Source organism: Brevundimonas alba (assembly GCF_011927945.1).
Taxonomy (GTDB): Bacteria; Pseudomonadota; Alphaproteobacteria; order Caulobacterales; family Caulobacteraceae; genus Brevundimonas; species Brevundimonas alba.
In genome coordinates, this window is the sequence record NZ_JAATJM010000001.1 from 915,296 (window position 1) to 928,413 (window position 13,118).

Below are 13,118 nucleotides of genomic sequence, written 5' to 3' on the forward strand. Positions count from 1 at the left end.
GGGCTCAGGAGGCGTCGGGGCGACCGGCCTCGACGAATGCCTGGATCGTCGGCCAGTGAGGCGGCACCGCGCGGGTGCCGTCGCACGCGATCTCCTTCAGATAGCCGGGCATGGTCTGTGGTCGCACAGGCTGCCATTCGGCTTCGGATTCCGGGTATTGACCAGACTCCGCCCCGTCGGGGCCGAACTCGACCACGCCGGCGGTCCGCCACTGGTTCGCGCCGCAGCGAAACTGATACATTTCCACCGAGTGGCTGAAATCCCCGGCCTCGCCAACGCGGGGTACGGTGGCGACCCGGATGGAGCTGACGCCGCCGTCCTCGGCGATACTGTCCACGTCGGCCATGAACGCATTGTTCGTGCTGCGCGAAAACGCCTGCCAAGTGTCGGCGGCGGCCGTTCCAGCGAACGCGAGGGCGGCCATGCCCATCAAAGCTGCGACTTTCATTGCGACCTCCCCAGATCAACATCGCCATGATGCGCGCCGCCGGCCCATTGGCAAGAGCCGGGTGCGGATCGTCTGACAGAATGAGGAGAATGGCGCACCCGAGAGGATTCGAACCTCTGACCCCTGCCTTCGGAGGGCAGTACTCTATCCAGCTGAGCTACGGGTGCGTCTGACGGCGAAAGCCGGGACGAAGGGCCTTACAGCAGGACCGGGCCGCTCTCAATCCCGAATGCGCAACCGGCTTGGCGAGCGCAGTTCCAGCGCCTAGCGTGCCGCCGCTCACGATGGAGACCCCGATGCGCGCGATCCTGATCAGCCTGCTTTGCCTTGTCGGCGCCTGCGCCACGCAACCGGCCGCCGTGGCCGATCCGTCCGGCGACAGTCTCGACGCAATCGCCCGCGACTACGTCGCCATGACACTTGAAATCGGCGAGCGGGAGGAGGGCTATGTCGACGCCTATTACGGTCCTCCGGAGTGGGCCGCCGCAGCCAAGGCCAATCCGCGGACCGTGCCGCAGCTGATCCAGGGCTCCGCTTCGCTGACCGAGCGTCTGAACGCCGTCTCGACCGCGGGGGCCGAGCCTGCGGTGGCACAGCGCAAAGCCTATCTGCTGGCGCACGTGTCGGCCGCCTCGGCGCGGCTGCGGATGCTGTCGGGCGAGAAAATGAGCTTCGCCGACGAGGCCGAGGCCCTGTTCGGCGTCCGCCCCGAACTGCGTCCCCTGTCGACCTACGACCCTGTGTTGGCGGAGATCGACGCCCTGCTGCCGGGCTCCGGCACGCTCGCCGAGCGCTACACCGAGTTCAAGTCGCACTATGTGATTCCCAAGGATCGCCTGCAGGCGGTCATGGACGCCGCCATCGCCGAATGCCGCCGCCGTACGGCGCGGCACATCACCCTGCCCGCCAACGAGAATTTCACCCTCGCCTTCGTCGGCGACAAGCCGTGGTCGGGGTATAATTATTACCAGGGGAATTCGCAGTCGAAGATCGAGATCAACGCCGACTTCCCGATCTATACGGAGCGGGCGATCGATCTGGGGTGCCACGAGGGATACCCGGGTCACCACGTCTACAACGCCCTGCTCGAGCAGACCTTCGTCCGGGGCCGCGGCTGGGTCGAGATGAGCGTCTATCCGCTGTTCAGCCCCATGTCGTTCGTCGCCGAGGGCAGCGCCAACTACGGAATCGACCTGGCCTTCCCGGGCAACGAGGGCACGGTGTTCGAACGCGACGTGCTGTTCCCGCTGGCCGGGCTCGATCCATCGACGGCGGAGAGGAAGGCGCAGCTGGGCGCGCTGACGCGGCGGCTGGCGCGGGCGGAATACACCATCGCCGACGCCTATCTGGCGGGACGGATCAGCCGGGACGCGGCGATCGAGCAACTGATGAAATACAGCCTGTCGGATCGCGCCAAGGCGACCCAGCGGCTGCGCTTCATCGACACCTATCGCAGCTACATCATCAACTACGGCCTCGGCCGGGACGTGGTGCAGGCGTGGGTCGAGCGGCAGGGGCCGGACCACTGGCAAGGCATGGAGACGCTGCTGAGCAGCCAGATCCTGCCGGCCGATATCGACTGACAAGGCGGCGGCAGCCTATTGGGCCAGCATGCCGCCGTCGATCTTGAACTCGGCGCCGGTGACGAATTTCGACTCGTCCGAGGCGAGGTAGAGGACGCAGTAGGCCACGTCGTCGGGCTCGCCGATGCGCTTCAGCGGAATGCCGCGCGCCAGCTTCTGGTGCGCCGTCTCCTCGTCGCCGCCGGCCATGGCCACGAACGGGTCGAGGATCGGCGTCTTGATGAAGACCGGATGGACCGAGTTGCAGCGCACGTTCCAGCCGCCCTTGGCGGCCTCGAGGGCGATGGTCTTGGTGTACATCCAGACGGCGGCCTTGGTGGCGTTGTAGGCCCCCATGCCGGGAGCGGCGGCGAGGCCGGCGACCGAGCTGATGTTGACGATCGAGGCGGCGCCGGACGCCCGCAGATGCGGCATGGCGTGTTTGCAGCCCAGCATGATCGACTCGACATTGACGGCCTGGACCCGCCGCCAGTTCTCCAGCGTGTCCTGCTCCGACCAGACGAAGTCGCAGCCGATGCCGGCGTTGTTGACGAGGATCGACAGCCCGCCCATCGCGGCGACTGATTGATCGATGACCGAAACCCACGCCGCCTCTTCGGTGACATCGTGGGCGAAGGCGAAGGCAGCGCCCGGATGTTCGGCGCTGATCGCGTCGGCGAGCGTCCGGGCCCCATCCGCGTTCATGTCGGTGACGGCGACCTTGGCGCCCTCGCGGGCCAGCATCCATGCCATGGCCTGACCCAGCCCGCCAGCGGCGCCGGTGATCAGGGCCGCCTTGCCTGCGACGCGGCCGGTCACGCCTTCGCTCCCATCGCTGCGGCGGCTTCGTCCATGAAGCGGGCCATGGCGACGTCGCGCTGCGTGACGCCGCCCGCGTCGTGAGTTGTCAGCACCACCTCGACCCGGTTGTAGACGTTGAACCATTCGGGATGGTGATCGACCTTGTCGGCCAGTAGGGCGACGCGGGTCATGAAGCCAAAGGCGGCGTTGAAATCGGAGAAGACGAATTTGCGTTCGATGGCGGGCCGGTCACCGGGGTGTGCGCGCCACGACGGGAGCTCCGCCAGAACCTCGTCCACGTCCAGCCGGTCAGCCATATCGCGTCACTCTCGCCTTGCAGATCGCCGCCCGACGGGCCGCGCTCGATCCTGCCTATCCCGCGCGTCGGGACCCGACAAGACGTCGAATTCCGACTCAGGAACAGAGGGACAAGCTTGGGCGTTACCGACCGTCCCCAATCGACGCGGAGCCCTGTCATGGACAATCTGTGGATCGCCGCGCTCGACCCCGCCGATCGAAAGCGGATCGAGCCGCACCTGAACGAGCGTCCCTTCTCCCAGGGTCAGGTCCTCTATGACGCGGGCGAGTCCGTCGGCGAGGTCTGGTTTCCGATGAGCGGCGTGGTCTCGCTGATGACCGTGCTGGACGGCGACAAGATGATCGAGACGGCGGCGATCGGCCGAGAGGGGCTGGTCGGGGTCACCTGCGGTCCTCTGAACGCCCGCGCCGCGAGCCGGGCGATCGCCCAGGTGGATGGCGTGTCCGCCTGCTGCCCCGCCGCCGTGTTCGCGGACGCCCTGAGCCACAGCGAAGGCATGCGCACCGCCTTGGCCAAATTCACGGAGAGCCTGTTCGCCCAGGTTCAGCAGATCGCGGCCTGTAACGCGCAGCACCGGCTGGACGAGCGGCTGGCGCGCTGGCTGCTGACCATTCACGACCGGGCCGACGCCGACCGGTTCGCCCTGACCCAGTCGGACATCGCCGGCATGCTGGGTGTGCGACGGGCCACGGTGTCGGAGGTGGGGTCGGCGCTCGAGGACAAAAAGCTTATCCTGCGTGGCCGCGGCTGGGTCGAGGTGCTGGATCGCAAGGCGCTGGAGGGCGCTTCGTGCGGCTGTTACGCCCTGATGCGGGGGGTGATGAAGGATCTCGGCGTGCCGCGGCCGAACACCTCGACCCACTGACCCTGCGGCCATGCGAACGGATGACGGCGCGGCGGCGAGGCGCTAGACCGCTGGCATGACCGACGCGGCCTCCACTGACACGCCTTCGGGCAAGACCTCATCGTTCGGCTTTCGCGACGTTGACGCGACCGAGAAGGTGCAGCTGGTGCGCGGCGTCTTCGACAGCGTGGCGTCGAACTACGACCTGATGAACGACCTGATGAGCGGGGGCGTGCACCGGCTCTGGAAGGATGCGGCGGCGGCGAAGCTGAACCCGCGTCCGGGCGAGACCATTCTGGATGTCGCGGGCGGGACCGGCGACATGGCGCGGCGCTATGCGAAGATGGCGCGGGCGGCGCAGCAGCGGCGCGGCGGAGCCGACGCTTCGGTCATCGTGCTGGACTACAACGCCGAGATGATCATGGCGGGGGTCGGCAAGGGCGGCGAGCCGGAGATGCAGTGGACCGTCGGCGACGCCATGGCCCTGCCGATGCCGGACGCCTCGGTCGACGCCTATTCGATCAGCTTCGGCATCCGCAACGTGGCCGACATTCCGCAGGCGCTGAGCGAGGCGCGGCGGGTGCTGAAGCCGGGCGGACGGTTCCTGTGTCTGGAGTTCTCGCGCCCAACGGCCTCGGCGATCCGCAAGGCCTATGACGCCTGGTCCTTCCACGCCATTCCGCGTATCGGCGGCTGGGTGGCGGGCGACCGGGACAGCTACCAGTACCTCGTCGAGAGCATTCGCCGCTTCCCGGACCAGCAGACCTTCAAGGCCATGATCGAGGCCGCGGGCTTCAGCCGGGTGACGGTGACCAACCTGTCCGGCGGCGTGGCGGCGATCCATCACGGGTGGGCGATCTGAGCCGCCGGATCGACCCCGCGACCCCGCCGCCTCCGCCCGCCACGGTGCCGGTGCGGCGGCCGTTCGACGCCAGCCTGAGACTGCTGAGCTGGGGCTGGGTGCTGGTCCGGCACGACGCCCTGCTGCCGCGCGAGATCACGCCGCTGCTGCCGGTGTGGGTGCGCTGGATCGCGCATCTGCTGCACGCCTTCACGGGGCGGGAGGCGCGGGACGGGCGGCCGGGGCAGCGTCTGGGCAAGGCGTTCGAGCATCTGGGGCCGGTGGCGATCAAACTGGGTCAGGTGCTGGCGACCCGGGCCGACATCTTCGGTGTCGAGTTCGCCCGCGACCTGGGCCGGCTGAAGGACGCGCTGGAGCCGTTCCCGGTCGATCAGGCGCGGCGCGAGATCGAGCGGTCGCTGGGCCGGCCGGTCGAGGCCCTGTTCACGGACTTCGGCGCGCCGGTGGCGGCGGCTTCACTGGCGCAGGCGCATCCGGCGTGGCTGGCGGACGGACGCAAGGTGGCGGTCAAGGTGCTGCGGCCGGGGGTCGAGCGGCGCGTGGCGCAGGGGCTGGATTCGATGCGGCTGGCGGCGCGGCTGGCGGTGCGGTTCGTCGCGCCGGCGCGGCGGCTGGAGCCCTCGGCCTTCGTCGAGACCATCGCACGGGCGCTGCAGCTCGAGCTGGACATGAGGCTGGAGGCGGCGGCGGCGTCCGAGCTGAAGGACATCATGGATAAGGCCAGCGGCTCGGGCGGCGGGCATATGACCGCGCCGGCGGTGATCTGGGACGGCGTCGGCAAGCGGGTGCTGACGCTGGAGTGGGCCCCGGGTCTGGCGATGACCGATCCGCTGGCGGTCGAGCAGCCGGGGCTGGACCGCAATGCGCTGGCCGACAATGTGGTGCAGGCCTTCCTGACGCAGGCGCTGGACTACGGGACGTTCCACGCCGACCTGCATGAGGGCAATCTGTTCTGCCATGCGCCGGCGGAACTGACGGCGATCGACTTCGGCATCGTCGGGCGGCTGGGGCCTTCGGAGCGGCGCTATCTGGCCGAGATCCTGTGGGGCTTCCTGAGCCGGGACTATGAGCGGATCGCCCGGGTGCATTTCGAGGCGGGCTATGTGCCGCCCGAGCATTCGGTCGAGGCCTTCGCCCAGGCGCTCAGGGCGGTGGGCGAGCCGGTGATCGGCAAACAGGCGTCGCAGGTGTCGATGGGGCGGCTGCTGGGCCAGCTGTTCGAGATCACGGCCCTGTTCGACATGCATCTGCGGCCCGAGTTGATCCTGCTGCAAAAGACCATGGTTTCGGTCGAGGGCGTGGCGCGGCGGCTGAATCCGGACCACGACCTGTGGGCGGCGTCCCAGCCGGTGGTCGAGCGCTGGATCCGGCGGGAGCTGGGTCCGCAGGCCCAGGTGCGGGACGCGCTGGAGGAACTGAGGGCCACGCTGAAGGCCCTGTCGCGGCTGGCGCAGAACCCGCCGGCTCCCCAGACCGTTATCGTTCGCGAGACCCGGGCGCCGGCCTGGCTGATCGTCTGCGTCACGCTGGCGACCGCGGCGTCGGCGGCCGCCCTTGTTCTGTCGCTTTGGCCCGCCATCGTCTGATCTCAGTCCGGAGACGACCCCATGAAGCCGCTTCTGCTCGCCGCCGCCGTCCTTCTCCTGCCCGCCGCCGCCCATGCCCAGGTGGCCGCGGGCGCGGTGCCCAACACCTTCGACGGTCCCGCCGCCCAGACCGCGCCGGCCCAGCCCGCGCCGGCTCCGGCCGCCCCGGCGGTGTCGAACACCCCGGCCAACGCCGCCTCCGAGGAGATGCTGCGGACCCTGATCGCCGGGGCGCAGGCGGGGGCGATGGACTACAGCCTGATGACCGAGGGCCTCGCCGCCGCGATCAAGCCGCAGGAGGCGACGGTCACGCCGCTGATTCAGGGCTTCGGCGCTCTGGTGTCGCTGGACTTCGTCGGCAGCCAGAACGGCATCGACGTGTTCAGCGCGGTGTTCGCCAACGCCGCCACCCAGTGGCTGATCGGCATCGACGAGGGCAAGGTCTCGGCCCTGCGCTTCCGTCCGGCCGAGTAGAACGCGCCTAGTCCGACAGGCCCGGCTTGCCGCGGCCGCTCTTGATCGTCGAGCGTTTCGCCTTGCCCTCGAGCCGGCGTTCCTTCGAGGCGCGGGTGGGGCGGGTCGGCACCCGGTAAACCGGCGCGATGGACGCCTTGTCGACCATGGCCTGGAGCCGCTCGATGGCGTCGGCGCGGTTACGCTCCTGGGTTCGGAAGCGGACGGCGGTGATCAGGATGACGCCGTCGAGGGTCAGGCGGCTGCCCGCCAGCTTCATCAGCCGCGCCTTGACCGCCTCGGTCAGCGACGGGGAGTTGCGCACGTCGAACCGCATCTGGACGGCGGTGGCGACCTTGTTCACGTTCTGGCCGCCGGGACCGCCGGCGCGGAAGAAGCGGAACTCCAGTTCGCTCTCGGGGATGGCGGTCATCGAGGGACCCGTTTGGCCATGGTCACGGCGCGGTCGAGGGCCTGAAGGAAGGCGGAGCGGTCCTTGGGTCCGAAGGGCGGTGGGCCGCTGGTGGCCACGCCCATGGAGCGAAGGTGTTCGCCGACGAGTCGTCCGGCGAGGGCCGAGCCGATCGAATCCGGGGTGAAGGACTGGCCGTTGGACTTCAGCGCCTGGGCGCCGGCCTTGAGACAGCGGTCGGCCAGCGGGATGTCGGAGGTGATGACGATGTCGCCCGGTCCGGCCCGTTCGGCGATCCAGTCGTCGGCGATGTCGGGGCCGGCGTCGACGACCACCTGCTCGATCCACGGCTCGCGGCGGGTGTTGATCCAGCCGTTGGAGACCACGAAGACCTTGAGGCCGTAGCGTTCGGCCACGCGATAGACCTCGTCCTTCACCGGGCAGGCGTCGGCGTCGATGAAGAGGCGCGGCAGGGTCATGGACGCTAGGTGTCTGTCCGGCGGCGCATTGTCAAAGTGCGGCTCGCGGATGCCGTTCCGGAAGGGCGGAGCCGCGCTTTCGGACCCAAAAACAGGGTCCAAAGAGTCCGAAGAGTCGGTTTTGCTCGATTATCGAATGATTTCAGGCCGGCAGGGCGTTGGCGCGCCTCTGGCGGCGCGGGTGGGGTGAGTTGTCAAAGACCGGCGGCGAAATGAACGCTGACATTATACGGCCGCCGGAAAGCGTGCGCAGAAGATCGGGTCGAGAAAAGGCGAAGGCGTTGAAAAGGCGGAGGTTCGTCCGCGCTATCCGACTATAGAAACGCCGATTGTAAGCACAGCGTCATGGGCCGTCGTCTCCTCCCTGTCGCGCAGCGATGGGGAGGGGGACCATTCCGGCTGAGTCGCCGGAATGGTCCCCCTCCCCGTTCGCGAAGAGCGACCGGGGAGGAGACGGGAGCGGTCCGCACTTCAGTCCGCGCCGTCCTCGATGCCGTGGATCTGGTGGTCGTCGAGGCCGAAATGGTGGCCGATCTCATGGATGAGGACGTGGGCGATGATCTCGCTGAGGCCGACGTCGCCGCGTTCACACCATTCGTCGAGGATCGGGCGGCGGTAGAGGAAGATGCGGCTGGCTTCGGCGGCCGGACCCATGCTCTCGCGGCGGCCGACATCGACGCCGTGGTAGAGGCCGGTCAGTTCGAACGGGTCCTCCATCTCCATCATGGCCAGCGTCTCGTCGTCGGCGAAATCGTCGATGCGAATGACGACGTCCCCGGCCAGCGAGCGGAACGGCTCGGGCAGGGCATCGAAGGCCTCCCGCGCCAAGCGGGCGAAGTCGTCGAGTGAGGGAGCGACCTGATCGGTCCAGCGACTGTTCATGCGGAGCCATATCGGGCTTAGCGAGCGTCCTCGCAAATCGCGCGGCGCGGGTTATGGTTACCGAATCGGTATTGGGCGGCCCGCGTGACGGGGCCGGGGCGCGGAGCAGATCGACAGGATGGCCGAGGCCGACATCGCCTATGTCGCGACCGCGGGCGCCGCGGGGCTGGCGCTGGCGCTCAGCGCCTGGGCGGCGCGACTGCGCGGCCGGCTCGCCGAGCGGGCGCAAGGCGCCGAGGCGGAGCTGTCGGCGGCGCACGCGGCGCTCGCCGACCGCGACGGGGCGCTGGCGGCGTTCGAGGACGCCCGGCTGGCGCTGACGCCCGATGGCCAAACCCGGCGGCTGGGCGCGACGTCGGCCTGGAACGCCATCACCCGCGAACTGGCCGGACAGGAGTGGCCCGAGGTCGATCCGGCGCTGGTCGTGCTGGACGCCGTGCGCGCGGCGGCGGGACCGCGGCTGGACGCCCTGATCGATCAGGGGGAACCGTTCGACGCGGTGCTGGACGGGGCCGGCGGGGCATGGGCGGTCGAGGGCCGATCCTCGGCGGGCGCGGCCTGGCTGCGTGTCTCACGGTTGGGACTGGTCGGCACGGCGGCGGAAAGCGGACTGGGCCTGCTGGCCGACGCCTATCCGGCGCCGACCTGGATCACGGATGCGGCGGGGCGGCTGGCCTGGGCCAACAAGGCGTGGCTCGCCGAGATGAAGGCCGACAGCGTCGACGCGGCGCGCGAGAAGGGGCTGACCTTCGATCGCGGAGCGGACGCCATTGTCGCGGAGGCGGGACGACTGCATCAGCGGCAGGAGGGGTTCCGCTGGACCACCGGCGGCGGGCGACGGCGGGCCTGGCGGATCGTGGCCGAACCGGCACCCGGCGGCGCAGGGGCGGTGCTGGCCTTCGCCCTCGACATGACCGAGGCGGAAGAGACGCGCGACACCCTGCGCCGTCACGTCGAGGCGCATGACGAGACGCTGAACCACCTCGCCGATGCGGTGGCCATCTTCGGCCCGTCGAAGCGGCTGGCCTTCCACAACACCGCCTTCCAGCAGCTGTTCAACATCGATCCGGCCTGGCTGGATGAGCGGCCGACGCACGCCGAGCTGCTGGACCGGCTGCGCCAGCGCCGCCTGCTGCCCGAGGTCATCGACTACGCCGGCTGGAAGGCCAATGAGCTGGACTTCTACGGGGCGTCGGAAGCGGCGCCGGACGACAGCTGGTCGCTGCCGGACGGGCGGACGCTGCGGGTGGTGCGCCAGCCGCACCCGCTGGGCGGCGTGCTGCTGCTGTTCTCGGACATCACCGACGAGCTGAAGCTGCGCAGCCGGTTCAACGCCCAGATTCAGGTGCAGAAGGCGACGCTGGACAAGCTGAACGACGCCGTGGCGGTGTTCGGTTCGGACGGCCGCATCCGACTGCACAACGAGGCCTTCGACACCTTCTGGAACGTGCCCGGCGAGGCGCTGGATGCGGCGGGCGACTTCGACGCCGTCGCCGCCCTGTGTCACCAGACCATGCCCGACCCGGCGCTGTGGCTGGGGCTGAAGGCCCGTGTCGCCGACCCCGATCCGGAAAGCCGTGTGCCGATCTCGGGCGAGGGACGGACGGCGGACGGACGCATCGCCTCGTGGCAGACCCGGCCGCTGCCGGACGGCGCGACCCTGGTGGCGTTCTCGGACATCACCGCCCGGCGCGGACTGGAGCAGGCGCTGGCCGCCAAGGCACAGGCGCTGGAGGAATCGACGGCGTTGAAACGCGAGTTCGTCGGCAGCGTCAGCTATGAGCTGCGTACGCCGCTGACGACCATCGTCGGCTATTCCGAACTGCTGGAAATCCAGGCCGATCTGCCGGAGCGCAGCCGTCAGCATGCGGGGGCGATCCGCGTCGCCGCCAGCCAGCTGGCCGGATCGATCGACGATGTGCTGGACATGGCCCAGATCGACGCCGGCGAGATGGAGCTGACGCTCGGCGACGTGCGGGTCTGCGACCTGCTGGACGAGGCGGCGGAGAAGGTGCGCGAGCGGATCGACGGAAGGGGCGCCATGCTGACGGTCATCTGCCCGACCGGGATGAAGCCGATCCGGGCCGATGCGCAGCGGGTCGGACAGGCGCTGGAGTATCTGCTCGACAACGCCGCGCGGGCCGTGTCCGAGGGCGGGGCCGTGACCCTGACCGCCGAGGCCGCGCCGGCCGAGGTCCGCATCCGCGTCGAGGACACCGGGCGGGGCATTCCCTATCACCTGCAGGCCCACGTCTTCGACCGGTTCGTGAAGCGCGAGCGCGGCGGGCCGGGCGTCGGTCTGGCGCTGGTCAAGGCTCTGGTCGAGCTGCACGGCGGCTGGGCCGAGGTGGAGAGCGAACCGGGCAAGGGTGCGGCGTTCATCCTGCACCTGCCGCTGGAAGCGACCGGCGTGGCGGCGGCGCCGGAGTTGCGGCTGGGCTAGATTGGTTTAGAGCGGCGGAGAACGCAGGATACCGCCATGGCCAAGCCGCTGAAAACCGCCCTGATCTACGACTTCGACGGCACGCTGGCGCGCGGCAACATGCAGGAGGTCACCTTCATCCCGTCGGTCGGCATGGGGATCGGCGACTTCTGGGGCGCGGCGGACAAGCTGACCCGCGAGGCGGATGGCGACAACATCCTGATGTACATGCAGCTGATGCTGCAGCGGGCGCGGGAGAACGACCACCCGATCACCCGCAAACTGCTGGCCGAGCACGGCGAGGACGTGAAGCTGTTCGACGGGCTGAAGTCCGACCTGACCGGCCCGGGCTGGTTCGACCGGATCAATGAGGTCGGGGCGAAATACGGGCTGGAGATCGAGCACTACATCATCTCCGCAGGCCTCGAGGAGATGATCGACGGCTGCCCGATCCGGCCCGAGTTCCGGCACGTGTTCGCGTCGAAATTCGTCTACGACCAGCACGGGGTGGCGATCTGGCCGGCGGTCGGCGTCAACTACACGACCAAGACCCAGTACCTGTTCCGCATCAACAAGGGCGTGTTGAACCACTGGGAGCACGAGAAGATCAACCGCTTCATGGCCGACGACGACAGGCCGGTGCCGTTCGAGCGGATGATCTTCCTCGGCGACGGCGATACCGACGTGCCGACCATGAAGATGATGCACACCAAGGGCGGCTTCTCGATCGCGGTCTATGACCCGCGCAATTCGGAGAAGGACCAGAAGAAGATCTACGGGCTGATCTCGGAGGACCGGGTCAATTTCGTCGCCGCGGCGGACTATCGCGAAGGGTCGGCGCTGGACCTGATCGTCAAGGGGCTGATCGGGCGGATCGCCATCAACGCCGGGACCATGCCCGAGGGCGTCTAGGCGCTAGCGGCCGCCGGCGCGCAGGAAGGCGGCGCGGGCTCCGGCGAGGCGGGACGGCACGAGGCCACGCAGCGAGGCGGCCCCGCCGCTGCGCTTGATGCCGGCCTCCATCCCCTTGCGCCAGACGACATCGGCCTCGACGGCGGTGGCCTGGGCCATGTCGATCAGCAGGATCTGGTTGGGCAGGGCGAGGTTGCGGTCGAGCCTGAGGCGCACGCCGGAACCGGACTGGTCGACGATCAGACAGGGCAGTTCCAGACCGGGCGAGACGACGAGACCGCGCGCGTTGGCGGGCGCGCGGGGCTCCAGTCTGCGGTCTTCGGGCCTGTTCATCGGACGATGGATACCGACTGACGGTTTCGATCCAGTTTCACCGTAACGCTTGAACGCACGCCGCCGGTCAACATGCGGCGGGTGATGCGCTCGAAATACTGGATGAAGCCGGCAAGGCGGGCGCGTTCTTCCGGCGGCAGGTCGGCGGGGGAGACGCCGAGCAGGTCGGCCTCCTGCTGGGCGCGCCAGTCGAGCACGATGTCGAAGCCGGGGGCCTGAAGGAAGACGACGGCGTCGAAGCGGGCGGCGAAGTCGGCATAGGGGCCGGCGACGAAGCCGTCGACGGCGCGGCGCCAGCGGCCGTCGGGGTCGTGGTCGCGTTCAAGCTCATTGATCGGGGCGGCGAGGGCGGGCTCCTCTTCGGGCAGGGCGGCGAGGCACCAGGCGTCGATCAGGATGGCGGACGGGCGGCCGGTGAAGCCGCGCCAGCGCTCGACCGGCCAGCGATCGTCGCCGCGCTTGTCGAAATCGGGGATCAGGGTCTCGTCGCCGGGGCCGGCGCCGGAAAGGTCGTCGATCAGCCGCTGGAGCAGGACGAGGTCATGCGTCCCCGGCGGGCCGCGGGTGACGAACAGGGGATGGACGTCACGGGACATGGCCTCGCGCTCCGCCCGGGTCAGATAGACGTCGTCGATGGAGATCTGGGCGGCGCCGAAGCGTTCGGCGGCGGCGCGGGCGAGGGTGGTCTTGCCGGACCCCTGGGCGCCGACGACGGCGATCAGCGCGGGCCGGTGCTTCGGACCGGCGTCAATCAGCTCGCCGACGAGGTCGACCAGATCGGGATGCGCGCGGCCCAAGGCGGG

General features: G+C 69.3%; 15 protein-coding genes and 1 tRNA gene. 7 read left to right on the forward strand and 9 right to left on the reverse strand.

Annotated elements, in window-relative coordinates:
- Nucleotides 1-4: 4 nt before the first annotated feature.
- Both GGQ87_RS04520 and GGQ87_RS04525 read right to left on the reverse strand, forming a co-directional pair.
- Complete coding sequence (locus tag GGQ87_RS04520; protein WP_168045498.1) at nt 5-448, reverse strand: surface-adhesin E family protein; 444 nt, start codon at nt 446-448, stop codon at nt 5-7.
- 90 nt (nt 449-538) lie between these two features.
- A tRNA-Arg gene (locus GGQ87_RS04525) sits at nt 539-615 on the reverse strand.
- Nucleotides 616-744: 129 nt separating this feature from the next.
- Here GGQ87_RS04525 and GGQ87_RS04530 point away from each other — a divergent pair.
- A complete protein-coding gene (locus tag GGQ87_RS04530) occupies nt 745-2,031 on the forward strand; it encodes a hypothetical protein (RefSeq protein WP_168045499.1) in 1,287 nt (428 codons plus the stop codon).
- A gap of 15 nt (nt 2,032-2,046) precedes the next feature.
- Here the strand turns inward: GGQ87_RS04530 and GGQ87_RS04535 are convergent, their stop codons facing one another.
- Both GGQ87_RS04535 and GGQ87_RS04540 read right to left on the reverse strand, forming a co-directional pair.
- Nucleotides 2,047-2,829: an SDR family oxidoreductase gene (locus GGQ87_RS04535; protein ID WP_168045500.1), complete on the reverse strand. Its 783-nt coding sequence runs from the start codon at nt 2,827-2,829 to the stop codon at nt 2,047-2,049.
- Complete coding sequence (locus GGQ87_RS04540) at nt 2,826-3,128, reverse strand: 4a-hydroxytetrahydrobiopterin dehydratase (RefSeq protein WP_168045501.1); 303 nt, start codon at nt 3,126-3,128, stop codon at nt 2,826-2,828. The genes GGQ87_RS04535 and GGQ87_RS04540 overlap by 4 nt, the downstream gene beginning before the upstream one ends.
- 159 nt (nt 3,129-3,287) lie before the next feature.
- Here GGQ87_RS04540 and GGQ87_RS04545 point away from each other — a divergent pair, with 159 nt between their 5' ends.
- Genes GGQ87_RS04545 through GGQ87_RS04560 form a run of 4 tightly spaced genes read left to right on the forward strand, consistent with a single transcriptional unit; the run spans nt 3,288 to nt 6,896 of the window.
- Complete coding sequence (locus GGQ87_RS04545; protein ID WP_168045502.1) at nt 3,288-3,995, forward strand: Crp/Fnr family transcriptional regulator; 708 nt, start codon at nt 3,288-3,290, stop codon at nt 3,993-3,995.
- A gap of 55 nt (nt 3,996-4,050) precedes the next feature.
- Nucleotides 4,051-4,836: a class I SAM-dependent methyltransferase gene (locus GGQ87_RS04550; RefSeq protein WP_168045503.1), complete on the forward strand. Its 786-nt coding sequence runs from the start codon at nt 4,051-4,053 to the stop codon at nt 4,834-4,836.
- Complete coding sequence (gene ubiB, locus GGQ87_RS04555) at nt 4,824-6,422, forward strand: 2-polyprenylphenol 6-hydroxylase (protein WP_168045504.1); 1,599 nt, start codon at nt 4,824-4,826, stop codon at nt 6,420-6,422. Before GGQ87_RS04550 ends, ubiB begins: the two co-directional genes overlap by 13 nt.
- Before the next feature lie 21 nt (nt 6,423-6,443).
- Nucleotides 6,444-6,896 carry a hypothetical protein gene (locus GGQ87_RS04560; RefSeq protein ID WP_168045505.1) on the forward strand — a complete coding sequence of 151 codons (453 nt, stop codon included), beginning with the start codon at nt 6,444-6,446 and terminating at the stop codon, nt 6,894-6,896.
- A 7-nt stretch (nt 6,897-6,903) separates the two neighbouring features.
- On the opposite strand, the gene arfB is transcribed toward GGQ87_RS04560, so the two are convergent.
- The 3 genes from arfB to GGQ87_RS04575 all read right to left on the reverse strand — a co-directional run bounded on the left by arfB (nt 6,904) and on the right by GGQ87_RS04575 (nt 8,648).
- A complete protein-coding gene (gene arfB / locus GGQ87_RS04565) occupies nt 6,904-7,308 on the reverse strand; it encodes an alternative ribosome rescue aminoacyl-tRNA hydrolase ArfB (protein WP_168045506.1) in 405 nt (134 codons plus the stop codon).
- A complete protein-coding gene (locus GGQ87_RS04570; RefSeq protein ID WP_168045507.1) occupies nt 7,305-7,766 on the reverse strand; it encodes a YaiI/YqxD family protein in 462 nt (153 codons plus the stop codon). Before GGQ87_RS04570 ends, arfB begins: the two co-directional genes overlap by 4 nt.
- Nucleotides 7,767-8,237: 471 nt before the next feature.
- A complete protein-coding gene (locus tag GGQ87_RS04575) occupies nt 8,238-8,648 on the reverse strand; it encodes a metallopeptidase family protein (RefSeq protein WP_168045508.1) in 411 nt (136 codons plus the stop codon).
- 118 nt (nt 8,649-8,766) lie between these two features.
- Between GGQ87_RS04575 and GGQ87_RS04580 the strand changes: the two genes are divergently transcribed.
- Together GGQ87_RS04580 and GGQ87_RS04585 are read left to right on the forward strand one after the other, a co-directional pair.
- Complete coding sequence (locus tag GGQ87_RS04580) at nt 8,767-11,091, forward strand: PAS domain-containing sensor histidine kinase (protein ID WP_168045509.1); 2,325 nt, start codon at nt 8,767-8,769, stop codon at nt 11,089-11,091.
- Nucleotides 11,092-11,127: 36 nt separating this feature from the next.
- Entirely contained in the window at nt 11,128-11,982 is an 855-nt protein-coding gene (locus tag GGQ87_RS04585) for an HAD family hydrolase (RefSeq protein WP_168045510.1), read from the forward strand.
- 3 nt (nt 11,983-11,985) lie between these two features.
- Here the strand turns inward: GGQ87_RS04585 and GGQ87_RS04590 are convergent, their stop codons facing one another.
- Both GGQ87_RS04590 and GGQ87_RS04595 read right to left on the reverse strand, forming a co-directional pair.
- Nucleotides 11,986-12,315 carry a PilZ domain-containing protein gene (locus GGQ87_RS04590; protein ID WP_168045511.1) on the reverse strand — a complete coding sequence of 110 codons (330 nt, stop codon included), beginning with the start codon at nt 12,313-12,315 and terminating at the stop codon, nt 11,986-11,988.
- Entirely contained in the window at nt 12,312-13,112 is an 801-nt protein-coding gene (locus GGQ87_RS04595; protein ID WP_245161413.1) for a kinase, read from the reverse strand. Before GGQ87_RS04595 ends, GGQ87_RS04590 begins: the two co-directional genes overlap by 4 nt.
- Nucleotides 13,113-13,118: the final 6 nt, after the last annotated feature.